We start from the raw sequence: 25988 nt of genomic DNA, 5'->3' as shown, positions 1-25988 counted from the left end.
ACAAACCGGAAAAAAATCAGCACGAATTGAAAAGATTTAACAAGTGTACAAACAAGCGGAAAGCCTTGCGGGGCAAGGCTTTCAAAACTTTGTAAGAAATTTTGAGTCGTAAAATTTCATTGCAGAAAGTAGAGGTAACAGGAGGATTATCGAACTCTTTTATGGAAGATCTGTTGATACTATCACATCTAAAGCACTGATAAACAGCAGCTCACTTGTTCAAACGTATTCTTGCCCGCAGTTCAATGATTGTCCCGTCAGCTTTCGTACTTAAACCACTGGCCACTTTAAAAATGGATAAAGTGCATCAAATCGATGGGTATAACTAGTATAACATTACCTCGTTTTGAATTGGACCTACGGTATAACGAAGGTCAAAGCGCTCGATCCTGCTATTGATGCAAGCTTCTTTCTCATAATTAGAGGGTCGGGGGTTCAAGTCCCTCAGGATCCACAGAGTAAGTTTCAAAATCAGTCAATTCCTTGCAGCCCCAAGGGTTGAAAACTCGAACCTTTTGCTCCAAGATTTACGGGATTTATGTCCCTTATTGGGTATTTCCGGGTAAAACCGGCCAGTAAAAAGTTCGAGTTTTCAGAGGTCTATACTGCCTAATCACACGATATTGTATTTAATAAGTGCGTCGTATAAAGGAATACCAAGTGCCTAATCAAATTACTGCTGTCCTTGCTATATTTTTTTGTCAAACCAATAAATTATCTTCTTTCAATTGAACTAACTTAGCCTCCACAAACCCTTAGCTTCCTTTGGATCAACTACATGCTGTAAGCAGACCCTCATTCATCCCTCATGATGACGCCGTACGTATTGACGCGATGCGCCGTTTTTATATTCTGGATACTTCGCCAGAACAAGCTTTTGATGAAATAGCAGCATTACTCGCTGAAACATTTGAGGTGCCGCTAGCCTTTGTATCACTGGTTGATGAGGCCAAGGTTTTTTTTAAAGCAAAACAAGGCCCCTATGAAGCTACTGAAGTACCACGTGATCATAGCTATTGTTCCTTAAGTATTTTAAGCAAAAACGTAACTGTTTTTGAAGACACTCAAAACATTGAGTGGACCGAGATATACCCTGGCTTTACGCCACCAAAGGGTCTACGGTTCTATGCCGGTGCACCAATCGTAACGAGGGATGGCGCCGCCATTGGAACGGTATGCATTGCTGACTTTAAGCCGAAAGCATTTAGTACTAAAGAGCAACGCCTGCTGCAACAGTTTGCCCGCTTGGCGCTGAAAGAAATGGAGAACCACAGGGACGCGCTGGACTATGCACAGGTGCTGGAAGAAAAAGTAGCCGAAGCCTTGCAGCAATTAAAAATTTATGAAGCAGAAGGGCAGGCTTTTGCCCTTTATAGCCAGGCACCGGTTGCTGTGTCCCTGTATAAAACGGAAGAGTTGATAGTAAGCTATGCCAATGAAACAGCCTTTAAAATATCCGGCAAGACGCCGGAGGTAATTGGCAAACGCTTTATTGACGTGCTACCGGAAATGGAAAGCCAGGGGTTCCACAATCTTCTGAAAGAAGTGTACAGGACAGGCAAAATCTTTAGGGCCAATGAAACCCTCCTTACAATTATTATTGATGGGCAGCCGAAGGATTTTTATTTCGACTTAATCTACCAGCCCTATTACAGTGCAAACGGTGACATTGAAGGCGTATTGGCGTTTGGCATCGACCTGACAGAGCAGGTACTTAGCCGTAAAGCGGTAGAAGTGTCGGAACAAAAGTTCCGCAATGTATTAGCCCAGGCGCCCTATCCTATTTTAATTATGAAAGGAGAAGAGCTCCGGTTGGAGGTAGCCAACCCGCCGCTTTTTAAACTTTGGGGGATAGACGAAACTTCGCTGGGCCGCCCATTTCTGGATATTTTACCCGAAATGAAGGAGCAGGGCTTTTGGGACTTGTTGCAAAAAGTGTACAGGGAAGGCTACATACATTATGGATACGATTCACCGGTTTATTTTTTACGCGACGGTAAGCAAGACCTGCATTATTTCAATTTTGTCTATCATCCCTATACAGAAAAAGATGGTTTTATAAGTGGGGTGCTCGTTCTTGCTACAGATGTAACAGAGCAGGTGTTGGCCCGCAAAAAAGCAGCAGAAAGCGAAGCTAATTTTCGCTCACTCATTTTGCAGGCGCCTGTTGGGATTTGTATCCTGCATCGAAATAAGCTAACCGTGGAAATTGCCAATGACCGCTATGCGCAGATGATCAACCGTAGCCGCATCGAGTTGGAAGGGGCACCGATTACAGCGGTTTTGCCGATAGCCGGTCAATACGAGCCTATCCTTTACAAGGTGTTGGATTCAGGCGAACCTTTTTATGCGACAGAATACGCTATTGAGCTGGAAGATCAAGAGCAGAATAAAAAACTTATCTACGTAGATTTTGTTTATGAACCACTGCGGGAAAGCGATGGTTCTGTAAACCGCGTAATGGCACTGGTAATTGACGTAACAGAAAAAGTGAAAGCCCGCCAGCAAATTGAAGAAATGGAGGCCCGCACAAGGCTTGGCATAGAGGCTTCGGAGCAGGGCACGTTTGACGTGAACGTGAAAACAAATGAAATGAAGGCTTCAAGGCGACTGGCGGAGATCTTTGACGTTGAAGACGATGCCGACCGCCACCGCTACATTTCCGCTATTCATCCGGATGATTTGGTGCTGCGGGAAAATGCCTATAAAAGCGCTTACCAGACAAGCATTTTAGAATACGAAGGAAGAGTAATCAAAAAGATTGGCTTTGTGATTTGGGTACGGGTAAAAGGCAAGATCTATTTTGACGAAAACAAGGAGCCCGAACGGCTGGTGGGTATTGTGCAGGAAATAACCGAGCATAAAAATTTTTCGGAAGCGCTTGCCCGAAAAGTAGAGGAGCGAACCGAAGAACTGGAGCAGGCAAATAAACAGCTTTTGGCAATTAATGATGAACTGCAGCAATTCGCTTACGTATCTTCTCACGACCTTCAAGAGCCCCTTCGAAAAATCAGACTATACGCCAGCTTGCTTTCACAAAGCATAGAAAAGGAAGGCGGGGCGAATACGCATTTGCAAAAGATCAATGCGTCGGCTGAACGGATGTCGAGTCTCATTCACAGCCTGCTGGAATATTCTCGGACAACCAATGCAACACCGAGGTTTGAAGAACTGGATTTGAACGATTTGTTGAAAACGATTTTGACGGATTACGAATTGCTGATCGAACAAAAAGGAGCAACATTTGAAATTGGTACCCTGCCTGTCATTGAGGGGGTATCATTGCAAATGAACCAGCTGTTCTTTAACCTGATTGGCAATGCCTTAAAGTTTACCAAAAGGGGGGTGTATCCGCTTATCAAAATCAGCGCGGAACCGCTGGCTGAGGAAAGCAAAAAGCGCTTAACTGACCTTAAACCGGAAAAAGACTATACCATAATTACTATACAGGATAACGGAATTGGTTTTGACCAGGCCTTTGCTTCAAAGATATTTACCGTGTTTCAAAGGCTGAATGACCGAAGCAGCTTTGGAGGTTACGGCATTGGCCTTGCGCTGTGCAAAAAGGTGGTGCAAGCACACAAAGGACTGATCTTTGCCGAAGGAGAACTAAAGAAGGGTGCTAAGTTTACTGTTGTATTACCATTGACACAATAACCTTTAAACGAACAAATATGATAACCTTACAAAAGCCCGAAAACGAGGAAAAAAGAATAGAAGCGTTAAAACGCTACAACATATTGGACACGCCGCCGGATGGCAGCTTTGACCGCATCACCAAACTGGCATCTACCATTTTTGAAGTTCCCATTGCCATTATCAGCCTGGTGGATACAGAGCGGATCTGGTTTAAATCGGCACACGGCTTAACCGTAAATCAGATTGACAGGGTGCCGGGTCTTTGTGCATCGGCTATTTTATCTAGTGACTTGTATGTCATTGGCGATGCGGTCAATGACCCCAGGTCTTTATCCAATCCACTGGTTGCCGGTGAGTTTGGCCTGCGCTTTTATGCAGCGGCTCCTTTACAAACAGAAGACCAGTGTAACCTGGGAACGCTTTGCATCATTGATAAAACGCCCAGAACGCTGACAGAAAAAGAACAAAAAATTTTGAAAGAGCTGGCAGATGTTGTGATGGACGAAATGGAGTTGCGCTTATCGCTGAGGAATACCGTAGTAAATGTGAAAAAACTGACAGCGGACATTGGTTACCACTTGGAGGATACGATGAAACAAGTGGAAAAAACTGGTGAGGGGCAAAAAGAAAAAATGCTGGATTATCTCGATGCTTCTAAATCGTTTTTAAAGCATGTGGAAAACCAGCTGAACCTGATGTAAGCACCATAATTAATTAATGAAGAAATATTTTAACCGGTATAATCATTTATGAATGCCTGCAAAATTTTAGTGATTGACGATGATGAAGATGACGTAGAAATTTTGGCGAACGCTTTTTTACAAAGTGGTGTCGATGCGATGCATCATGTGACCACAGCGATGGAAGCATTTATGTACCTGGAAACGGCAGAGCGGGAGTGTCTGCCAAAACTTATCATTACCGATAATTTCCTCCCCGGCATTTCCGGAAAGGAGTTTTTAACTGATCTAAAAGGCATGGAAAAATACCGGCACATTCCGGTGGTTATACTGTCCACTTCGAAGACAGACGAAGAGATTCAAGAATACCAAAGAATAGGCATTCTGGATTATGTGGTAAAGCCACATAGCTACGAAGAGTATGTAAGTGTGGCCGAAACAATAAAAGCAAAAGCGTTGTTGTGAGTTGATAAGTGTTTGAAAGGCGCATGATGCCGTGTTTACAAACACATTAATTTTGATCTTGCAACTCTTAAAGTTTCTGGAATCACTCGAACTTTTCTGCGGGGATTATTGACCTTTTTTGACGATTACCTTCCCAAAACTTTCCAAACCTTCCCGTTTCTGCCCAAATCGGACATTTGTAGCCCCATCAGGAATCTAACCTTTTATAAATACTTCTAGGCAAAATCGAGCGCTTGCACCTTCATTATATTGAAGTTGCAATACTTCGCTCTTACGTCACCATAACTCTCTTACGGATAAGTAATCCATTTGTATTCAAAGCTATCCATTATTTAGTTCGAGGTCTGACAAGACTATTGAATGAAAGGAACTATTTCAATTTGGGAAAAGCAATGGATTACGGTTGGGCAATTACCGAAAATGGACAACACCGCTACCGGGAAAAAAAGCAAATGACCATATCATCGGCACACCCTACCAGTAAAGCAGCTTACCAGTACTTGGGATAAAACCGTCTTTCCCCATTGTTTATTCCGGTGATCGTTTCATCCCTATTCCGGGCGATTGTTTCACCTCTGTTTGTAGGTTTTAAAAGAGCTTGGTAGTTGCTTTGATCTTTCAAATGTATTTAAACTTGGTTATTGTTCGTTTCGACAGATTTTCTTCGTCTGGATTCTCCTTTAAGCTCTATTCGATGTGCCCTGGCCGTTAGTCTGTCCATTATGGCATCGGCAAGTGTTGGTTCTCCGATAAAGTCGTGCCATTTACTTACAGGAAGCTGGGATGTGACGATAATACTCTTTCTTGCATACCGGTCTTCCACGATTTGAAGCAAGGCCACCCTCATTGTATGGTCCATTGGCACAAGCCCAAAGTCATCCAGGATCAGCAACGGTATTCTTTCATAATGATTCAGGATTTTCAGATAAGTACCGTCAAGTTTTGCCAGCATAATCTTTTCAGTAAAACGGTTCATGTTCAGGTAAGCCACTTTAGCCCCTTCGCTGCATGCATGGTGACCAAGAGCGCAGGCCAGGAAGCTTTTTCCTGATCCGGTAGCACCGGTAATCAGCAATGGTTCTCCTGCCTTGATGTAGTTTCCTTCCATTAGCAATGACAATTGTTGTTTGGTGAGCCCTCTTGTGGCAGAACATTCCACCTGTTCTACAGTGGATGGCAATCTTAATTTGGCAAGCCTTAGATAGGCTGCTGTTTTCTCATTTGACCGGTGCAGTGTTTCGGTTTGGACCAGGTGCGCCAAGAGTTCATGTGTTTCCAGCTGCTGGTTGAGCGGTAGCTCCAGTTGGGAACCGTAAGAAGAAGCCATGCCCGTTAATTTTAAATCTTTCAGTTGCTGAAGTGTTTGAGTCGTGTTCATATTATTGATTTTGATTAGCGGTATTGATCTGCCCCTCTGATGTTCTCATGCAGCGGTAGCTGCAGCATTGGTTCCACCATCAGAGGCACTTTGTCCAGGCCAGAGGAGAGTATATTTTTTATCAATGTATAATTGATGCGTGTGCCGGTGAGCACTCTTTTGCAGGCAGCTTCAAGCCTTTCCTTTCGATAGATCTTTTCCAGCATCAGCACACCATGGGCACTTTTAAAGTTTTGCTCGGGGTAAAAGCTGCTGATCAGGATACGTTCAACAGCTGCATGTGTGCAAGGGCCTATACTGTTTGCCTGGCCCAGAAGATCATCCTTTGTCCAACCTTTGATATTAATTGCATGTTGGTGATTGGAAGGCATGTGATCGGGGATGGTATGGTAAGCACTTCCAAAAGAACTTCTTGAGTGAACAGCAATACGTTCATGTTCTAGGTAGATCTCTACTGATTTGCTGTCATAAAGAACCTTAACCTTTTTCCCCGCGAAGCGGTAGGGAACCGAGTAATAATGGTGATCTTCCGAGAGCTGCACGTGATAGTTGCGTTGTACAGTTGCCACAACCGTTTTTTTAGGAGCAAAGGGTAAAGGGGTCAAGGGCTTAAGCAAATTCTTTTCACCTCCGTTAAACAGGTCTCTTCTGCTGTAATGGGATCCCTTGTATGGTCTGTTGTTTAATCGTTCCAGCTTCTCCCTGATGGCATTGTTCAACCCTTTAAGAGAAGTAAAGACTTCACCACGCAGCGGCGCATAGACATGCTGATAAGCAATCATCACCGATCTTTCCACCATCGCCTTGTCTCTGGGATGATAGGGACGCGTGGCAGAGAAGGTCGTCGAGTAATGCTCCGATAGCTGGTGGCACACTTCTGTAAATACCGGCTCATATTTGGAAGGGCGGGTGACAGCCGTCTTCAGATTGTCGGTAAGGATCGTCAGCGGCGCTCCGCCATAATAGTGCAGCATCTCATTAATACAGTGCGCAAAATCCTGTGTCGTTTGTGTGTGAACGGCACAAAGGAACATCAGCCCACTAAAGGGAAGTACACAAACAAACACCTGGCACGGGATGATCTCACCGGTTGAGGAGTCAGTATAAGAAAGTTTTTTACCTGCAAAGTCAACCATGATGGTCTCACCAGACTTGTGTTCCAAGTGCATGACCACTTCTTTGTTTTTAAGGTGTTCAGCGAGGTGATAACAGTATTGGGAATAGTTATATCCATCCGGGTTTTGTTCCTTGTATTCAATCCAGAGCAACTGCCTGGTTACACCTGTCCTGGTAAGTTCTCTTTCAGCATATTCAAAATGGCCATGCAGTTTACGCAACCGGCCATCAACATCTTCCCTGATCTTCTCCGGAAAACAGATTTGAGACAGCAGCTGGTTATCCAGGGCAAGCAGTTGTTCTGCGCTAAAATCCAAGCCCTTTAACCGGCTTAGATACTTTCGTATAGTGGGTAGGCTAATACCCGTGTGTTCGTTGATAGCATAGTTAGAAAATCCATCCTTATGCAACCGAATGACCGATCTGATATCTTCCATGGCTTTTGGTTTAGCTCCCATTTGTGCTTTTGATTTAAGAGCGCAAATGAAGAGGAAAAAGCCGCTACCTTACTGTTCAAGAACCTACCAGGGTGAAACAATACGCCGGAACGACAGCTTAACTTTCACTAACGGGGTGAAAGTATCCGCCGGAATGACACACCCACCTTTTTATATCGGGTGGTCAAGTTGTACCGGCGCAATACTGCGCACTTGCAGGATTGACTCACCTAACAAAGGGGTGAAAGCTTCATCCGGAATAGGGGTGAAAATAAAAAACGGAATGGGGGTGAAACAATGATCCGGATTCTACACCCATAATGCATTATCGGGAAAAAAGTAGGTAACACATGCGGATTATCGGGCAAACTATCTGATTTCAACAGCCGATTATCGGGCGTTGCCCAATTCTCGAAAGTGCCCACATATACATTCGATATAGGCCAATTGTTTTTCCGAAAGCCCCTGGCATAATGTAGTAAAGCCCCAACGCTTTCTTTCATCCATTACCGGGTAAACCAAAAGAACGACCAGCGCTGCACCGAAAAGAAAGGTGAGACGATTGTCCACCGGTCAAACGTCCCATTTTTATAACCAAAATGTCGTTTTCTTCCCCATTTTCCCGTCTTTTGATTTGTGCGACTTCACCGGAAGGAAAATGGGGAGTTTACCCATCCACAGACACCTAGTGTCCTTAATTGTGATTTGATTTAACCATCGGACAAAAAACCATCCTGCCACCGATTTTCCCAGGGTTTTCCCCATCAATTACACCGAGCCTTCCGATTTAGGCTCTACCATGCCATTGCAGGTAAACCCAGCCTCAGATCAATCGACCATTGCAACCTTTGTAGATGCGAATAACAGTACATGAGTGTAGTGGCCCATGTTCCCAGAAACCAAACGCTTTGCTATGACCTTCCCGACTGGACAAAAAAGCGTTTTTATGGGTCGTTTTTTTCGGGAAAGGACAGGCATTCCCCATAACCAGGATCGGCGCTCAGTTCTTCCTTTTCACAGGTGAATTGAGCGGTTCAATTCCTGATAACGCTCCCATCAACTCTCCCATTTCTATGGGTTATTGTCCGATAGCTGTTTTCCTGGCTGCTGACTATGTGGATGGCGAAAGATCGGTTAAATTCAGTGGGAGAAATGGGGAAGTACCCATCTACTTGGAAAATCTCAATAATGATATTGGTGGTCCAGGCAAGGAATTGGGTGGCAGTGGTTAAAAGTTCGGGAAAACGGCCTTCGCTAACTCTGTAACCAGGTAACTACATAAAAGCTTGAAATGGGGCAACAGAACCAAATTATCGGAACAATTATCGGAACTCACCCGGACGTGCACCGATAAATCCTACTTAACGCTAACAGCTTTTTCTGCCAAACAGTCTTATTTATTGTGCACTGGTTTCATCGGGCAATTCCCGGTATTGGCCCCATTATCGGACCCATTGCACCCACATTTTTAGCGATAATTACCAATCTGTAGAAAATGGGAAAGTGCTGGGTGGAAACCGAACCGTAAGCGGAAGATTTTTGGATAACATACTGGCAAATCGGACAACAGGCCGGTACGAATACCTTCAATATAATTATTTATTGCAGTTAGGTTTTAAGAGACTCCCCTTTCTGAAAATTGTGGATCCATGGGTTTCAGAAGACTGGTGCGCTCGATTTTGTCAATTTGGGACTTTTTACATTGGTGGACAACGATATTTGACCACATCTTGTGAATGGCAAGAAATTGCCTGCTCATGGCAGCGGTCTGTTACAACCTGAAACGACTATTAAAATGAACAGCTGGGGGCATTGAAAACATCAAAAAAACGCTTGCAAAATGCTTTTTTGTGCTGTGGCCCGTCCTAATGCAGCAGGGTGGAAAAAGCCGTTTGACGGTCGCTGTGAGTAGACGAAGCAGCAAGTGTCAACTACCGAATTGAAAACAGCGAAAATGAATTTTTAGAACTGAGTTGTGCAACGGCCACCATTGTTAGCGGTTCGTTGTTTTATCAAGTCGCCTTATTGTAAATTTTCTAACTCCCAAATTGTCTTAAATGGTGATCGATGTGTTTATAAGCTATTCTGCCAGCTTGTTCATCAGTTAGTTTGCCGAAGAAGGGATGAACAAATTCCCAACTTTTCTTCTGCCCGTGTTCACTAATCAGGTTGATCCATTCAGCTTTTGCAGCAATGATGTCGCCCTTTCCACTGATTTTAAAAGATGGCACAGTGGGTAAGTTGGGCTTCATAGGTTCATCTTTCAGCATATTCTTTAGTGCTATTTTACCAAACAAGCGCCCAAGGAAGGATTGCCGGTATTGCTTTTTGCCCAGCAACATTTCCTCCCATAACGTACAATGTTTCAACATCTCATAAACGTTCATTTTGCCCCACTGTGCCCTGCTATTTTCATTAAGTGAATTTATCCTCTTTATCAATTCGTCTCTTGTTGTTTTATCACACATTGATTTCATATACCAAGATAATTTAAATAATACAAAACTATTGTCTATTTCAAGATGAATGCGGTGTGATTACGACAAAACAAGTAGTTGATTACGACAATTTATTTAGGTAGCCTATTACTTTTTCTACCGCTCTACAATGACCGCTAACGGAGAGAGGATTGGTGAAGTAGCGGCATTTAGAAAACTGCTGCATCACTTCCTTCCTGCCGTTGATTACTGTTTTATCGTTGAAAGATAGTTCGTCAGCCATTATTTCACCAATCCTGTGTTAGCAGCATCAGGCTTGGTTAAGGCATTCAACAATTCCGCTTCATTAAACTCTACAAACCGGCTTCCAGCATTGGTCACCACTTCAATCTTGTGTTTGGAGCTTTAAATTGTTCCATTCGTACCATTGTATGTATGCTTATGAAATGAAGCTGTTTTATTTCCAATATTCCAGATTGCCCTAAAAACGAAATTTCCTTTTTTTATGTAATCAATGGCGTCAAGGACTATTGGTGAGACTCATCGTGGAAGGAAAGCAAGACTTAAAAACCCGCCGACGGAAAACAAGTTTTTTGTAACTTAACGTATGTGGAAATTGTCTTTCATCAGTTGTAAACACCTCTGCTTATGCGATACATTTTTTCACTGATAACGTTTGTTTTCTTAGCCTTTGCTTCGTTTCACAAAAAAAATTCCGCCAGGGATTTCGTGCAAGAAAATATAGATAGTACCATACGTCCCGGCGACGATTTTTTCCAGTTTGCAAATGGTGGGTGGTTGAAGAAACATCCTATACCTCCAGACCAAATGTCTTGGGGCGTTTCAACGATAGTTCAAAATCAAATTGCAGAACGGGTTAGAACGCTGGTTGAAGAAGCCGCAAACCAAAATGCTGCAAGAGGAACAATTCCGCAAAAAATTGGAGACTTCTGGCGGGCAGGAATGGATACAAACTACGTCAACCAGCAAGGGCTTAAACCACTAAAACAACAGTTCAATGAAATTAGAGCAATAAAGTTGCGCAGTGAGATTATTGAGAAGGTTGCAAAAATCCAAACAAATGGATATAACAATTTTTTGTTTGCCGAATGGGCTGCACCGGCCGACAATGGCAAAATGGAGTTTGTTATACATGAAGGAGGGCTTAAGCTTCCAAATGCCGCCTATTATTTAACAAACAACCCACAATTCAAAAAGAGCCAGGACGCACTAAAGCATTTCATTTTTTTGACATTGCGCCGGCTTGGACAAGATAGCGTTACCGCTAAAAAAAATACCAATGATGTTTATGCACTGGAAGCTTCTATTGCCAAAGGATTTGGAGATTACGACGGCAGGCTTATGTCGGTAAGTGAACTGCAACAGTTAACGCCACATATCAATTGGCTACGTTATTTTAAAACCTACGGGTTTAAACAATTGGATTCGATCCAGGTTGATGACCCGGCTTTCTTTAAAAATGTAGATACCCTTTTGCAATCAACTCCGGTTGAGGTTTGGAAAAACTATCTTCTCTATTGGTCAGTTTCCTCTGTTGCGCCTTTGTTGGATAATCAAACGTTTATGGACCAATTCAAAGTTATCATGAGTTTTACAGGACAAACTCAACCTCCTGCAAGGTGGAGAATGATCCTGGCATTTGAAAATACGATACTCGCTGAGCCTATTACGCATTTGATGGTGCAAGAATATTTTAGTCCTGAACAAAAGAAACGATATACTACAATGGTTGAGGATTTTCGGGATGCTTTTCAGCAACGACTGGAAAACGTCTCGTGGATGCAAAATTCAACAAAGCAAAAAGCAATACAGAAAATAAGAAAAATGAAATTTCGTATTGGTTATCCTGACAAGTGGGATGATCTCACCGACGTTGAAATAGACAGTCACTCACTTTATGAAAACATGATGCGTGGTGGCTATCACAGGACACGAGAATGGATTGCTGAAGTAGGAAAGCCTGTTAACAAAGATGAATGGAAAATGCGGCCAACGATGATGGAAGCCTCGTATGCAAACGAACAAAATGCACTCACCCTTGAGCCGGCATCGTTCATAATCCCCAATGTAAACTCAAACGAGGTTGACGATGCATTTATGTATGGTTATACATTCGCAGGTCATGAGATGGCACACGGTTTTGATGCGGACGGAATGCAGTATGATGCGGATGGAAATAGAAACAACTGGTGGACAAAAGAAGATGAAGCAGAATATAACTCGCGATTAAGCAAACTTATAAATCATTATAATCAGTACATAGCAATAGACAGTTTGCATGTGAATGGTGAATTAACAAAAAGAGAGAATATGGCGGACCTTACAGGACTGCTAATTGGTTTGGATGCGCTCAAGAAAACAAAGCAATACCAGCAGCATGAAACCATAGGTGGATTTACGGCTATGCAGCGATATTTTCTTGGCTTTGCGTTTCGACAGTGTTATGCAGTACGCCGCGAAAGAATGCCTACCTGGTTAATGTCAAATCTTCATTCGCCTGATAGAATTAGAGTGAATGCAGCTGTCGTGAACATACCGGAATTCTATGATGCCTTTAATGTGAAGCCGGGGGATAAAATGTTTGTACCTAAAGATTCCAGAGTTTCCATATTCTGATATGGTGTTTTCTGCTCAATTGGATGTGGCGTGAAAGAACACCAACAATGGCGTACGATGTGCCTCATTGAAGAATCCGAGAATCCTGCAGCCGTGCTAGTGCCAACCAGAACTTTCCCTGGCAAGAGATTGAATACATCGTTCAGAATGTCCCTTCTCATTTGTTCCGCATCATTGGCAAAATTGAGCGTTTGTACCTACGACAGATCGTAGGTGTCCAAATTTTTCACCTGGCATGCAGAAGCGTATTGCTAGAAACAACAAGCTATTTATCTTTGGAGAAGTTCTCAAAATAAGCCGAAACGACGCAAAACGCGGGCAGTTCACCCTCGTGTCACCTTTTATAAATTTGCAAGCGTATTCCACTGATAAAGAACAACTTACCTGAAAAGGTTCAAGTCCCTCAGGAGCCACAGAGTAAGTTTCAAAATCAGTCAATTCCTTGCAGAGCAGGTCATTGAGTACCTGGGCCGCTATACCCACAAAGCGGCCATCAGCAATCATCGCGGCTGTACGTTTACTACTGGCAAATTAGGGTCGCTTTTCACCGGCCACACACCACAACATATTTATACCCTGTCGTGTATGGCCGGATGACAATTATTTGTTGAATGCATTCTTTAATCTGCCGGAAGCATATCCCTGGGCATCTTTGGCATCGGGAACGACAGTTGCCATTCCAAAAAACTCGTGGGTGACGCCGTTGTATAACTTGTAGTCAACTTCAACACCTGCTTCTTTTAACTTATCGGAAAGCAGCTTTCCTTCCGTTTGCAACGGGTCAATTTCGGCCCCTACAATCGTTGTTGGCGGAAGGCCTTTCAAATTGGCGGTTACAAGAGAAATCAGAGGGTCAGCCGCCTTGCTCATATCACCCAGGTAATTTTTGGCAAACCATTCCATCATAGGTTTGTTCAGCGGTTTGGCCTGTGCATATTTTTGGTACGACTCGCTGTTCATATCGCTATTGGCAATAGGATAAACCAAAAGCTGGTGCACCGGCATCTGCACACCCTTGTCCCGGGCCATCATGCTAACGCTGCAAGCCAGGTTGCCACCGGCGCTTTCACCGGCCACAGCTACCATTTTGGGATTGCCGTTGAAGGAGGCCGCATTTTTCAGTGCCCACTGGTATGCTGCAAACGCATCGTTATGGGCTGTTGGAAATTTGTGTTCCGGGCCTTGCCGGTAGTGCACTGATACCACCACAGCGCCGGTTTGCTCTGCTAAGCCTTTTGCCGAAGCGTCATAGGTGTCAAGGTCCGCAATCACCCAACCGCCGCCGTGGTAATAAACAATCACCGGGTGTAGGCTGTCTGTGGTTTTTGGGGTGTAAATACGGGCATGAATGCTGCCGCCTTCAACCGGAATGTCTTTTCCAATCGTGTCCACGTTGGAAGGCGGCACCGGGATGTTGTGCTCTTTCATCACATCCATCACGGCGTCGGTTGGTGTATGTCCCATTCGTGCTTCCGGTGCCGACACGGTCTCAATCGGTTTATCGCCATAGCTTTGCAGTTTCTCGATCACCACCAGCATTTCGTCATCAATGTCTTTTCCCCAGGCGGGGTCTTCACCTTTTGGCTTTAACGAAGCGGTATTGTTCATCACACTGGAACTATCGGCATTGGTTGTAGCTGAACCGCTGTCGTTACCACAGGCGGTGAATAAAATGGCACAGCAGCCAAAAGCAACAGAATAGAAAAAACGGGATTGCCTAAACCGGGTTGTGTCGAATGGTTTCATGAATGAAATGATTAAGTTTAGTAAACCCGGAAATAATCAGACCATGAAAATTGTTTAGAAAGCAGGGCCTTTTCAGAAGACATCGATAGACAATAAGGCTGTAATAACCCGGAAGAACGAAAAGGAGAACGAAATACCCCAATCACCCAAACCACGCAATAGCTTGACCTTTATTGTTCGCATGCCGGCACACCACCTGCCGATAATCAGACACCAACTTTATCATTTTCAAGTAGCCATCAAGCCCGGCTGGTTTCTGAAAGAAACCTTTTACTTTTGACATAAACTAAAAAACCAAACAAGAGTTTTTACAAAAATATTGCCCTTGTTTGGTTTGCCTCAAATGATTGCTGAACGGCGTTATTTCTTTATCAGGAACTGTGAACTGGTTTGGCCACCTTGCTGATCGTAGGCATCAATGATCACTGTTGTACTCGAATTGATGCCTGTGACGACGTAAGAGAAATCATATTCATTCTTGTTTTTTGCCGTAGACTCATCACTTAGAAAAACTGTTGACTGGCCTTGTTTCGTTAGGGTCACTTTTGCCAGTGACACCTGCGAGGAAATATGGCCAGCCAGCGTGTACTCTCCACTTGCGTTGGCAGTGCCTTCTGCGGTGTTGTTGGTAAAACTAATTTGAGGCCTGGGCGTGCTTTCTTTCTTACAAGAACTTGCGAATAAAACTGCTGAAGCGCAAAAAAGGAATACAGCTTTCGTTTTCATAGTTGGGAATTTGGTATAAATAAAGGAAAAAAGAATGAGGAAGTGAAATTACCTGCATCGTTTCTCATCCATGTTCTTTCAGAATTTTAACGGAATTCTATTGACCTTTTTCTCGATAGATTGGCAATTTTCTAACTGGTCACCTACGAAGATATTATTGACCCTTTCTGTTATTTGTCCGGCAAGGAATTGAACACCAACATTAGTGCTGCCCCCTGTCCAACTCGACACCAATGGCAAAATCGAGAGCTTCGACCTACGATCTGTCGTAGGTGTCATTTTGGGATGATCACTGAAACAAAAGAATTCTTGAAAACGAAAGCTGTTTATCTTTGAAGGAGTTCTCAAAACGGGCCGAAACGACGCAAAACGCGGGTAGTTCACCCTGGTGTCACGTATTTTTAATTGTGATGTTTCAACACATGTGAGACAAGTTTAGATGCGTTTTCTGTAGTACCAACTGCTGTTTCTTGGGATGATTTCAACTTCTTTTTCGCAGTACTTAGCGGTTACATCTGGTTGGATCGGGATGAGGTGCTCCAGTTCATGGTACTTCTCGTACGGTGTCTTGCCATTCAGGGAAGCGTGTGGCCTTTTGTGGTTATAAAAGTGCTGCCACTCTGAGAGCTTTGGCGCTAACGCCATGTTTCTTTCTTTGTGCGGAATCGTTGCATAAAACTCCGCCTTATCAGAGAGCTGAGAGCGTTCTACTTTTCCGTTAAGGTGCGGGCTTCTGGGCTTGATCGGTCGGAATTTGATGAAGTGATCGGCCAACTCATACTGAAACAGATCGTTGAAAAACTCCGTTCCCCAGTCAGTTTGCACCCGCTGAATTGAGAACTGAAATGTATCCAGCACATAGCCCAGAAAATCAACCGTGGACTCAGCTTTTTTATTTGGGTACAACTTCAAAGCTCGAAGTCTGGTACAATCATCGACGGCAGTATACTGGTAGCATTTCACTCCCACTTTGTTGACATCCATTTGCACTCGATCTCCCGGAATGGGCCTGCTGTAGCGGGTATAATCACTTTTCTTGCGATACTTTTTGATAGCTGGTACATTGTTTTTCTTTAGCACCCGCCAAATGGTGGCAGCGGAGAGTTCTATTTGATGCACCCGGAGTAAATGAACTTGGATACGTTGCGGTCCGAATTTAAATTCTGTTCGAATGGAGTGAATGAGCTGCTGTAAAGAAGCATTGAGCTTTTGTTTTGCCAGTTTCTTGGGACGTTTGGAATGACCCTGCAACCCTTCTTTACCTTCTGCATTAAAGCGTTTGATCCACCGGTACAGCGTAGAGCGAGGAATACCACATTTCCGCGCTGCTTTGCTGACGGAAGCTGTCTGCACAAAGCACCGGATCCACGCTTCTCTTGCTTTCAGTTGTCGATGTTGTTCAGCCATGGCAATTGGAAAGTGAGATGAAAAAACAATATAGAATGCCTGCGGCAGGCCTGCTCGTTCGGCACCGATGTCTTTTGCAACTGCAGGAATTCTATTCAGCTTTTATCAGAAAAGACATCGGCTCGAAACGAGCCTTAATTTCTCCTTTTCATCAGCTCCACACAAAATACAAAAAATGTAGCGAATGTGTTGAAACTTCACAGATTAATTTGCAAGTGTATTTCACTGATAAAGAACAACTTACTTAAAAAGGTTCAAGTCCCTCAGGATCCACTTAGAAATCAAGAGGTTACAAGTTAAAAAGCTTGTAGCCTTTTTTATTGCACATACGCCGTACATACACCTCAAACGAATGACACAAAACCAAAGAACTTTTGTTTTCCTGATCTTAAAGGTAATAATGAATGAGCTATTGAGAGCTACTCGAACCAATTCTCATCTTTCTTGAATTTTGTGTTGATCAACACATATAGTGAGGTTAGGAGAAAAGCCCACACCAGCACCGTTGAAATTGGATCACCCGGCTTCCTGGGAGAAGCACAGGTGTCTATCACGCCTGCAAGGACGACAACGATAAAGATACCAATGATAAAAGCAATAAGGCAGCCACGCTGGGACTGCGGTTGTTGATGTTTGTTTGCCATAATTGTTTGTTTTTGAAGTGAAGAAAGAAGGGCTGTGGTACCTGCCAGCCCTTGAAGAAGTATCCATTTCTTTTCAGTCGCTTTTCAGTGTTGCACTTCAGGCAAAGCCACACAAAAGAAAACCGCAGCCATGTGGAACTGCGGCAAAGAAAATACAGCGTAATCCTGAAAAAAGAAGGTATCGGGCTATTGCAACCCGCAATAGATTAATAGGAGTATTGAAGAATAAATGTTTGATAGTTAAATGGTAGGCAATTGCACCACGAACTCACTCCCCGCGCCTTCTACTGACTGAACGGACAATGTCCCGCCATGCCCCTTGGTGACAATATCGTAGCTTAACGACAATCCAAGTCCTGTTGCTTCGCCTGTAGGCTTGGTGGTAAAGAAAGGTTGAAAGATTTTGCCCATTGATTTTTGAGAGATGCCCGTGCCGTTGTCTTTCACGGTGATGATGACCTTGCCTTCCTCTTGTTTTGTGCAAACCGTAACCGCTGGTTCAAAGGTTCCATTGCGTAGTGCTTTCTGCTGCTGCACGGCATAGAAAGCGTTGTTGAAAAGATTGAGCAATACTCTTCCTATCTCCTGTGGCACAAGGCTTAGTTTACCAATTGCCTGATCGTATTGAGTGTTTAAATCAGCATTGAAAGTTTTGTCTTTGGCCCGGTAGCCGCTATAGGCCAGCTGCAGGTACTGAGCTACCAGGGCATTGAGGTCGGTTGATTGCTTTTCTCCTGTTGTCCCCTTGGAATGCTCAAGCATCCCTTTGACGATGCTGTCAGCTCGTTTACCATGGTGAGCTATCTTCTCCTCATTGGCTTTGAGGTCATTTGCAAGGGCAATTACCTCCTGTAGACTTCCCTGTTGTGCTGCTTGTTGTATCTCCTCAATTAACTCCTTGTTCGTCTCCGAGAAATTGTTCACGAAGTTGAGTGGGTTCTGAATTTCGTGCGCTATGCCGGCAGTCAGTTCACCAAGGGAGGCCATTTTCTCAGATTGGATGAGCTGTGCTTGGGCGGCCTGGAGTTGTTCTAACGTCTTTTCAATTCTACTTTTTTGGTGTTCCAACAAAAAGTTTGTCTTTTTCCGTTGCCGGTTATTGTGCCACAAAACAACCGACAGCAGTAGAAACACAAGCAATCCGACCGAAAGCCCGTACAGACGTAAACGATTATGAAAGGACTTCCTGGCCTCTTGCAATTCTTGTTTGCGTTGCTGCTCGTATGCGTCGATGTTGTTGAACTGCTGCGTTTGTCTGGCATTGAACACGCTATCCTTCACCCCAATGATGAGCCCCTGGTATTTAACGGCGCTATCGCTGTTGTTTACAGACTTATAAAATGCTGCCAGCTCGGTATAGGACCGTAATAGCAAATCCGGAATGTTTAGGTGCCGCGCCAACTGAAAGGCGGTGTTGGCGTAGTAAAAATTGGAGTCTTTTTGCCCGCCTTGCCGGAACAAATTCGCCAGGGCGAGGTTGCAGGCCACCACACCACGGAAGTATTTTTCCTCAGCACTGGCCAGCAACGCTTGTCTGAAATAATTCTTGGCTTGTGCGGGATTGCCTCGTGCAGCGTAAATCTTGGCGGTAGTCAGCAAAATGCTTCCGAGGTATTTTTTATGGCCTGTTTGCAGGCATAGCTGATAAGCCCTTTGTTCGCAGCGCAGCGCCGAGTCCAGCTGCTGTCGGGATAAGTAGATCCTGCCCAAACCCATGTCGATGGAATACAATAAAAAGCCGTTGCCTGCTTGCTCCACAAGTGTCCGGGCCAGCAGGAAATGAGAAAGCTCTTTTTCGTAACTGGCGGTGTTACCGTATAAAATAGCCAAATTACTGTGCGTAGTGCCCAACATTTCAAGACGAAGCATGTGAGCCGTCACCGGTCGCTTTAAATAATCTTTCGGGTTCAGGTATTTTTCCGGGAGAACGTGTCGTTCGCTTTCAGGGTCTTCGGCAATTTCGAGCGCTGCCAACAGAAATCGCAAGGATTTGGGATAATTGCCCATGTTCAACTGCGCATAGCCCATGTCGTTTAACGCGTAGGCTTCATTCAATTTGAGTTGCAAGCTGCGGGCAAGACTTAGCTGTTGTTCGGCATAGAAATAGGAACTATCTGGATTTGTCTCTTCATAGGCCTCGGCCAAGGTTTGGAGGTGCAACATGTTGGTCGTATCATTTTTAAACGGATTTATTTGTTGCAAATGATGCTGGGCAGAAGTTCCTTGGGCCTGGACAGTGAGCCAGCGGAAAAGAATGAATAAAGCGAAGAGTAGCCCTTTGCGCATGGGACCTGTTTAAATTATGTCAGTATGGGTAATTTGACAGTAAACTGAGCGTATTCGCCTTCCTTTGTCTCCACCTTCAACTCACCGCCGTGTCCTTTGGTGATGATGTCGTAACTGAGATATAGACCCAGTCCAGTGCCCTCACCCGTTGGCTTGCTGGTGAAAAAGGGTTGAAAGATCTTGTCTTGTACTTTTGGGGGTATGCCGGTGCCGTTATCCTTTACACAAATTTCTGCTTTCCCGTTCCGCTCGTTGGTACTGACTGAAACAACCGGTGCAAACGTTCCGTCCCGTGTTTTTCTTTTTTCGTTTACCGCATAAAAAGCGTTCTGGAACAGGTTCAGCAAAACTCTACCAATGTCTTGCGGTATAACATCGATTTTAGGAAGGTCGTTATCAAAACGGGTTTCTATCGCAGCCTGAAACGACTTGTCTTTTGATCGCATCGCCTGGTAACTCAAGCGCAGGTATTCATCAGCAAGGGCATTGATGTCAGTCGGTTGTTTTTCGCCGGTGCTGGCTCGGGAGTGTTGCAGCATGCTTTTCACTATGCTATCAGCACGTTTGCCATGGTAGGCAATCTTTTCTTCGTTTTGCTTTAACTCACGAGCGATGGCTTGTACTTCTTCCGGCCTGCCTCGTGCATTGGCCTGCTCCAGTTCATCCAGCAGTTCACAGTTTACTTCGGAAAAGTTGTTGACGAAGTTTAGTGGGTTCTGAATCTCATGCGCAATGCCCGCCGTCAGTTCGCCGAGTGAAGCCATCTTCTCTTGTTGAATCAACTGTGCCTGCGTTGCTTTTAACGTCTCATACGCTTTTTCAATTTTTGCTTTTGCTTTCTGTTTGTGCTGGTTATTCCGCCACAAGATGACGGAAATCAACAACAAGACAAATACACCGGAAACAAGAACAAACAATTGCACCCTGCTCTTGTAGCGAATCCGGTCTGCCTTGAAGGCTTCTTCATTCAGCTTTGCATCAAAGGCTACCTGCTGCACACTGCGGTCTTTTTCGGCACTAAAAACACTGTCTTTTATGATCTGGCTAACCTCTAAATATTTCAGTGCGCTGTCTTTGCTCCCTGTTGCTTTGTAGGCTTGCGCCAGGTTACGAACGGCTTCCAGCAGGTTTTTGTACTCAGACTGACTATTCCAGCCTTTTGTAACAATGCTAGCATAGTGAATGGCTGAATCATATTGCCTTGTGTTTATAAAGAGAGTTGACATACCGCTATAAATCTGCAACGTGTCCCTTAAAAAGTCGTTGGGTAGACACAACTCCAGGGCCTCGCGGTATTTTTCCAGTGCCAGTTTGTATTCTCCCTTCATGGTTAGGATGGTTGCCAGCAGGTAAAGTGGAAACTCCCACGGAGTTCCATTAAACAGCTCTTTTTGCGCAATGGATTGTTTGGTGTAAAATAAGGCGGAGTCTAATTGATTCATCAACAGATAGGTTTGCCCAATCTCTGCCAACAGCAACGGGGCCCAGCGGTGGCCCCGAAAAAAGAATGAGCCATGAACATTGTGGGCCTCCGCTGTCTGCAGGCCCGAAAAACCATGCGACAAAGCCTTGCGATAATCGCCGACCTCCCTGTAAGTTCCTTGCAACTCGGCCTGCGCCGAGGTTATACCTGTAAAATCCTTCAGGTCCTGGTAAATAGCCAAGGCATCTAAATTCGTTTGTATCGTCTGGCTGAAATTGCCCTGGCGAGCATAAATATCCTGAAAGAGCATAAGGCAATCGGCTTCCCCCTTTTTGTACTCTATTTTTTTAGCCAGGCTCATGCCTTGCATTGCATACTCCTGAAGTGAGTCGATCTGCTGCTGTAGAGCACCGAGATAAACCAACGCAATGACTTCGGCTGTGTCGCCCTTGTGCTGATTGATGATGGCATACAAACTGTCTTCGTTCAGTTGCGCATTCGCGTAACCATTGGATAATAAAAAGCCTATGATGAAGAGAACTTTTCTCATTGCAGGCCGTTTGACTGCTGCCCTGAATTAGGCAACTGCACAATAAATTCACTGCCCTCGCCCTCTTTTGTACCAACTTTCAGTTCACCGCCATGCCCCTTGGTAACAATGTCATAACTCAGTGAAAGACCCAAGCCTGTTCCCTCCCCGGTGGGTTTGGTCGTGAAGAACGGCTGGAAGACCTTCTCCGCCACTTTTGGGGACATGCCCACACCATTGTCTTTTACAATGATCAAGACGTGATCTCCTTCCCCCTTGCTGCTCACTTCAACCTTCGGATCATATTGGCCATTGAGAGATTTTTGCTTTTCACGCACCGCGTAAAACGCATTGTTGAATAAATTGAGCAGCACCCGGCCAATGTCCTGTGGCACCGCACGGATGGTGCTAAGGCTCGTGTCAAAGTGCGTTTCTATGTTAGCAGTGAAGGTTTTGTCTTTGGCTCTCATGCCCTGAAAGCTAAGCCGGAGGTATTCATCTGCCAGTTGATTTATGTCTGTGGGTTCCTTCCTGCCGGTGCCGGCCCTTGCGTGTTGCAACATGCCTTTGACAATCGAATCAGCTCTTTTCCCATGGTGGCTGATCTTTTCTTCGTTGGCCTCCAGGTCACCCGCGATGCCTTTCACGCCTTCAAAATTTCCTTTTTCAATTTCGTCCCTCATCTCCGAAAGCAGTTCCTTGTTGACTGCCGCGAAGTTGTTCACGAAGTTGAGGGGGTTTTGGATCTCGTGAGCAATGCCCGCGGTGAGTTCGCCAAGTGAGGCCATTTTTTCCTGTTGGACTAATTGGTTTTGCGCCGCTTTGAGCTGCTCATAGGCACGTTCTGTTTCCACTTTCTGGTGTTGCACGAGTGTATAAGCCTTCTGCTTGTTCCGATTATTCCGTATCAACAACCCGGCAACTATCAACAACACCAACATACCAAAAGCAAGGCCGTACAACTTCATTCTTGTCTCATACGCCTGTTGTTTTGCTTTGACTTCCTGTGCTTGTTGTTGCTGCCGGATGCTTTCGTTAAAGCTGACATTTTGAAACTCTCGCAGCTTTTCTGCGTTGTACAACCGGTCCCGGATATCAATAGAGAACTTCAGGTATTTGTAGGCACTGTCATTTTGTTTTTTTTGGTTGTAGAGTCTGGCAATTAGTGGCGCAGTGATCAAAAGAAAATCGTCCGGGTTCTCGCCCCACGCCTTGACATCCGCTGGTTCACCCTGAACCATCGCAAAGGCATGTTTGGCATAATACAAAGCTGAATCAGGAACACCGCTTTGTTCAAAAAGGGAGGCCATGCTCTGTTGCACTTTGGCCAGCGCCGCCAGATCACGGTTTTTAGCGGCAAGGGTCATTGTCTCTCTGTAGTAGACAAATGCCAACGAGCGATTGTGCAACTTTGCATAGATATCACCCAATTGCTGAGGGGCAAAAACTTTCTGGTAAAATGCCGTTAACTTTTCGGACAGTTCATAGGCTTGCCGACTAAAGAATAGAGCTGAGTCAAGCTTGCCGTTGTAGTAATAGACATCGGCTAAGGTAAGACTGCCACGCCACGCGAGGTAATCGGCCCCCGACGGAGATAACACTGGGCCCTGCAACAAACGTCTGCCGTAAATCAAGGCGTTTGCATAATCGTGCATGGCAATGTATTCCTTTGTTACCCCATCAAGAACCCGAACCATCACAAATGGGTTGTTTTCCGTCTGGGCCAGTTGAAGATTTTTCAGCCGTAATTCCAAGGCTTTTGAGTAATTGCCAAAGGCGTGCAACAGACTGGCTGCCATTTCCTGGAGGTCAATGAAACGGCCTACATACTGTTGGGCTGTCCATGCCTTAAACTCCATCGATGTTTTAATGGCCTGCAACAGCAACAATGTTTTGCGAACGTAAAACAAAGCTGAATCGGCGTTGTACCACTCCGGATAGTAGCCGTAGATGTTTGCCAGTTGTGTCAGTAAAAAAACTTTTGCCGTGTCCTCTCTGGCATTTGCCAACGCCTGCCACTTGTCGGTAATGATTTGGTCACGCCATGCCTCAACAGTGTGGTGAACAACGGTATCACGGCTAACTGTAATAACGTGATTGGCAATTTCAAGACCCCAGGAATCTTTTTCCACCGTCAACCAGTTACCCCGTGTGATTTTGTACTCGTATTTCCCTGCGGGAAGCTGAAGAGTGAGACTTTTTGCTCCATTCTCAGAAGGCTGCAACCGGTACGTTGCGTTGGCTGTGGAGTCCCAATTGTTGAAGGACCCTGACAGGTAAATGCGGTCGTGCTTTATGGCTGTCCTTTCGGTTACCACAAAACGGACGTTGTGCTGAGCCAGAAGCAAAGCAGGATGGAAGAGCCAAATCGCACAGGGCCAAAAAAACAGCAAGTATTTTCTCAAAGCAGGCATCGGAACTATATGTTGTAGCAAAAGATACAAAATACTTTCTGTACAATATGCCAATGAAAAACTGTCCATCCATCCAAATCACCAAAGAGAAATGGACGAACGGACAGCAAAAAGCAGCAGCTTAACTCAGGAACCAATGCGGATTCCTGTGTTCGAAAGACGTAGTCACCCCATCCACGAACGCAGAGGCATTGGCAGCCCGTGGGAGCAGCAGGTCAATATAGCTCGACTTGTTGGCAGCCGTGAGGAAGTTGTAGAACTTCCACAGGCTGATTTCTTCATTGCATTCCCGACCAAAATGTTCATCTGAGTAATAATCCCTGGCCACCTAAAACGAGTGAAACTGAAAGGCGGTTACCCAATGTGTCAAGGCAAAGCGCTGCTACGCCTCAGTCACAGGAAGGGTAAAGCGAAACCGGCAAGCGGACAAGCGCCATGGTTTTGCTTGGGGCCACTTTCTGGCGGGACTCCCTGGTCACGCCGCACCAACTCCAGCAGCTCCGGAAGGCCAATTGTCCGCAATCAATTACAAAAGTATCCCTGCCGACCCACCCGGAAAATACCCCTTGGGGAATGCCCCCACCGCTCGCCGGGAAAGGGCAACTGCAGGTGAGCTACCACCAAGGCAAGGCTCTTTCTGCGCCAGGTACCTGGTAAGGACATCACTCCTCAGCAGTCCTCGGGTTATCGCCTTTGCCAGTTTGAATTCCAAGGCTGAATGCCCTGTCACTTTCAAGAAAAGCTTTGAATTAATGCGTCTCTTGCAATAGAATAATCAGCGTGTTCCCTCTACTCGATTCTACACCATTGACAGATTTGAGAGCGTAGATCTTCGATCTGTCATTGGTTACTAATCTTCGATGACTGTAAAAACAAAAAGGTGTTTATCTTCGAAGAAGTTCTAAAAACGAGCCGAAACGACGCCAAACGCGGGCAGTGCACCCTCGTGTCACCTACTTCTTTTTTGCAAGCGTATTTCACTGATAAAGAACAACTTACCTAAAAAGGTTCAAGCTACTCATGATCCACAGAGTACATTTTAATATCAGTCACTTCCTTGCAAGGCGAATAGCCTTATACCAATTTTTTAGCCTTGTTGAAACGACGAAAAATGCAGGTAGCTTTTCGAACGGCATCTTTCTTTTCTGACGGAAAAGAAAAAGCACTAATGAAATTTCATATTTCCGAAAGCAATGGCTAGCGCCGCAAGTCCACCCAGGAGAAGGGTGATGGCAATGATCACTGCAGCATGTCGCTTGAACCAGCTTTTTTTGCTTGGGGCACCAGGCGTATCAGAGTTTTTTGGTGCTGTTGGAATTTCTCCCTGTTGTTTCCCATGTGTGGCCATGACTGCCGTGAAAAGTCCGCCCATTACAAACAACCCAGGCAAAAGAGAGCCTGTTGCAGCCCAAAGCACTATACTCAATAGCACAAGTGCTACAGACACAATGGTGAGCGTCTTTTTCCGATCAGCTGCGACGTTATCCTGTCGTGCTGTCCGTGCAAAAAGCACTGTTAGTTTTTCCTTCAACTGATAAAAAAGCCCTTTTTCTCTTTTATGGGTGCATTCACTTTTATTTTTGTGGTTGACGTGGTGTCGTTGAAAACACAGGTTGATAAAAAAGGAAAAGGCAATGCATTGGCCGGGGCGTGTAAACAAAAAACAAAAAGGAAGACCGGGAGCAGGCGTATCCACTTCATAACCGTTAGTTTAAAATAAATATACATAAGATATTTTTATAAATCAAGCTACTCATCGGTTCACCTGTCAGTATCCGGATTAACCAAATTGTTGTACTTCAGGCACACGCACTCATAAGAATGCAGACTCCATTTTAAGATTGCAGCAAAGAAAATATGGCGTAATCCTAAAGGGTGAAGATGTATGGACATTAATTGCCAGTTGCCAGATGACCAAGCCAACATCGACGTTCATCAAATTAGACTTCTTCCGTATATTTAAACTATACGAGACAATGGTTTCCTTTTGCCTGAGGGAGACCGGCAGGTCAATTGGACAGGT

General features: G+C 44.8%; 17 protein-coding genes. 5 read left to right on the top strand and 12 right to left on the bottom strand.

The annotated features are described in order from the left end of the window. Positions 1–834 precede the first annotated feature (834 nt). The 3 genes from D6024_RS05050 to D6024_RS05040 are packed head-to-tail and all read left to right on the top strand — an operon-like array spanning position 835 to position 4784. Complete coding sequence (locus D6024_RS05050; RefSeq protein ID WP_121353523.1) at positions 835–3657, top strand: PAS domain-containing protein; 2823 nt, start codon at positions 835–837, stop codon at positions 3655–3657. Between the two features lie 17 nt (positions 3658–3674). Next, positions 3675–4340, top strand: coding sequence for a GAF domain-containing protein (locus D6024_RS05045; RefSeq protein ID WP_121353522.1), 666 nt, complete (start codon positions 3675–3677; stop codon positions 4338–4340). 48 nt (positions 4341–4388) lie between these two features. Next, complete coding sequence (locus tag D6024_RS05040) at positions 4389–4784, top strand: response regulator (RefSeq protein ID WP_121353521.1); 396 nt, start codon at positions 4389–4391, stop codon at positions 4782–4784. 628 nt (positions 4785–5412) lie between these two features. On the opposite strand, the gene istB is transcribed toward D6024_RS05040, so the two are convergent. The 3 genes from istB to D6024_RS05025 form a co-directional block, all read right to left on the bottom strand. After that, positions 5413–6162, bottom strand: a complete 750-nt coding sequence (istB, locus tag D6024_RS05035) for an IS21-like element helper ATPase IstB (protein ID WP_121353520.1) — start codon at positions 6160–6162, stop codon at positions 5413–5415. 14 nt (positions 6163–6176) lie between these two features. Continuing rightward, positions 6177–7715 (bottom strand): IS21 family transposase, encoded by a 1539-nt coding sequence (istA, locus tag D6024_RS05030; RefSeq protein WP_162944552.1) that lies wholly within the window; start codon positions 7713–7715, stop codon positions 6177–6179. Between the two features lie 2036 nt (positions 7716–9751). Continuing rightward, complete coding sequence (locus D6024_RS05025; RefSeq protein WP_121353518.1) at positions 9752–10192, bottom strand: DUF1569 domain-containing protein; 441 nt, start codon at positions 10190–10192, stop codon at positions 9752–9754. A 609-nt stretch (positions 10193–10801) separates the two neighbouring features. Here D6024_RS05025 and D6024_RS05020 point away from each other — a divergent pair. Both D6024_RS05020 and D6024_RS27565 read left to right on the top strand, forming a co-directional pair. Next, complete coding sequence (locus D6024_RS05020; RefSeq protein WP_121353517.1) at positions 10802–12790, top strand: M13 family metallopeptidase; 1989 nt, start codon at positions 10802–10804, stop codon at positions 12788–12790. A 384-nt stretch (positions 12791–13174) separates the two neighbouring features. Further along, on the top strand, positions 13175–13387 hold the full coding sequence (locus tag D6024_RS27565) for a transposase (RefSeq protein ID WP_205573247.1): 213 nt from the start codon (positions 13175–13177) through the stop codon (positions 13385–13387). Positions 13388–13390: 3 nt separating this feature from the next. Here D6024_RS27565 and D6024_RS05010 read toward each other — a convergent pair whose 3' ends face one another. The 9 genes from D6024_RS05010 to D6024_RS04965 form a co-directional block, all read right to left on the bottom strand. Then, positions 13391–14536: an alpha/beta hydrolase gene (locus D6024_RS05010; protein WP_205573226.1), complete on the bottom strand. Its 1146-nt coding sequence runs from the start codon at positions 14534–14536 to the stop codon at positions 13391–13393. 360 nt (positions 14537–14896) lie between these two features. Further along, on the bottom strand, positions 14897–15262 hold the full coding sequence (locus D6024_RS05005; protein WP_121353516.1) for a hypothetical protein: 366 nt from the start codon (positions 15260–15262) through the stop codon (positions 14897–14899). A gap of 435 nt (positions 15263–15697) precedes the next feature. After that, complete coding sequence (locus D6024_RS05000; RefSeq protein ID WP_121353515.1) at positions 15698–16669, bottom strand: IS481 family transposase; 972 nt, start codon at positions 16667–16669, stop codon at positions 15698–15700. A gap of 419 nt (positions 16670–17088) precedes the next feature. After that, positions 17089–17313 (bottom strand): hypothetical protein, encoded by a 225-nt coding sequence (locus D6024_RS04990; RefSeq protein WP_121353513.1) that lies wholly within the window; start codon positions 17311–17313, stop codon positions 17089–17091. A gap of 240 nt (positions 17314–17553) precedes the next feature. Next, positions 17554–19599, bottom strand: a complete 2046-nt coding sequence (locus D6024_RS04985) for an ATP-binding protein (RefSeq protein WP_121353512.1) — start codon at positions 19597–19599, stop codon at positions 17554–17556. Positions 19600–19613: 14 nt separating this feature from the next. Then, positions 19614–21572, bottom strand: coding sequence for an ATP-binding protein (locus tag D6024_RS27170; RefSeq protein WP_121353511.1), 1959 nt, complete (start codon positions 21570–21572; stop codon positions 19614–19616). Then, positions 21569–23869 carry an ATP-binding protein gene (locus tag D6024_RS27165; protein WP_240409957.1) on the bottom strand — a complete coding sequence of 767 codons (2301 nt, stop codon included), beginning with the start codon at positions 23867–23869 and terminating at the stop codon, positions 21569–21571. Before D6024_RS27165 ends, D6024_RS27170 begins: the two co-directional genes overlap by 4 nt. A 217-nt stretch (positions 23870–24086) precedes the next feature. Beyond that, positions 24087–24293 (bottom strand): DUF3871 family protein, encoded by a 207-nt coding sequence (locus tag D6024_RS27560; RefSeq protein WP_121353510.1) that lies wholly within the window; start codon positions 24291–24293, stop codon positions 24087–24089. Positions 24294–25130: 837 nt separating this feature from the next. After that, positions 25131–25661 carry a hypothetical protein gene (locus tag D6024_RS04965; RefSeq protein WP_162944551.1) on the bottom strand — a complete coding sequence of 177 codons (531 nt, stop codon included), beginning with the start codon at positions 25659–25661 and terminating at the stop codon, positions 25131–25133. Positions 25662–25988: the final 327 nt, after the last annotated feature.

Source organism: Flavisolibacter nicotianae (assembly GCF_003628535.1).
In the GTDB taxonomy this organism is placed as follows: domain Bacteria; phylum Bacteroidota; class Bacteroidia; order Chitinophagales; family Chitinophagaceae; genus Flavisolibacter; species Flavisolibacter nicotianae.
The sequence above is the reverse complement of the archived record's forward strand: the minus strand, read 5'-3'. Positions and strand labels throughout refer to the sequence as shown.

What these genes read in the sequence shown, in the direction of transcription:
- D6024_RS05050 (WP_121353523.1), top strand. Translation starts at nt 835, where the DNA reads ATGCGCCGTTTTTATATTCTGGATACTTCGCCAGAACAAGCTTTTGAT.
- D6024_RS05045 (WP_121353522.1), top strand. Translation starts at nt 3,675, where the DNA reads ATGATAACCTTACAAAAGCCCGAAAACGAGGAAAAAAGAATAGAAGCG.
- D6024_RS05040 (WP_121353521.1), top strand. Translation starts at nt 4,389, where the DNA reads ATGAATGCCTGCAAAATTTTAGTGATTGACGATGATGAAGATGACGTA.
- istB (WP_121353520.1), bottom strand. Translation starts at nt 6,162, where the DNA reads ATGAACACGACTCAAACACTTCAGCAACTGAAAGATTTAAAATTAACG.
- istA (WP_162944552.1), bottom strand. Translation starts at nt 7,715, where the DNA reads ATGGAAGATATCAGATCGGTCATTCGGTTGCATAAGGATGGATTTTCT.
- D6024_RS05025 (WP_121353518.1), bottom strand. Translation starts at nt 10,192, where the DNA reads ATGAAATCAATGTGTGATAAAACAACAAGAGACGAATTGATAAAGAGG.
- D6024_RS05020 (WP_121353517.1), top strand. Translation starts at nt 10,802, where the DNA reads ATGCGATACATTTTTTCACTGATAACGTTTGTTTTCTTAGCCTTTGCT.
- D6024_RS05010 (WP_205573226.1), bottom strand. Translation starts at nt 14,536, where the DNA reads ATGAAACCATTCGACACAACCCGGTTTAGGCAATCCCGTTTTTTCTAT.
- D6024_RS05005 (WP_121353516.1), bottom strand. Translation starts at nt 15,262, where the DNA reads ATGAAAACGAAAGCTGTATTCCTTTTTTGCGCTTCAGCAGTTTTATTC.
- D6024_RS05000 (WP_121353515.1), bottom strand. Translation starts at nt 16,669, where the DNA reads ATGGCTGAACAACATCGACAACTGAAAGCAAGAGAAGCGTGGATCCGG.
- D6024_RS04990 (WP_121353513.1), bottom strand. Translation starts at nt 17,313, where the DNA reads ATGGCAAACAAACATCAACAACCGCAGTCCCAGCGTGGCTGCCTTATT.
- D6024_RS04985 (WP_121353512.1), bottom strand. Translation starts at nt 19,599, where the DNA reads ATGCGCAAAGGGCTACTCTTCGCTTTATTCATTCTTTTCCGCTGGCTC.
- D6024_RS27170 (WP_121353511.1), bottom strand. Translation starts at nt 21,572, where the DNA reads ATGAGAAAAGTTCTCTTCATCATAGGCTTTTTATTATCCAATGGTTAC.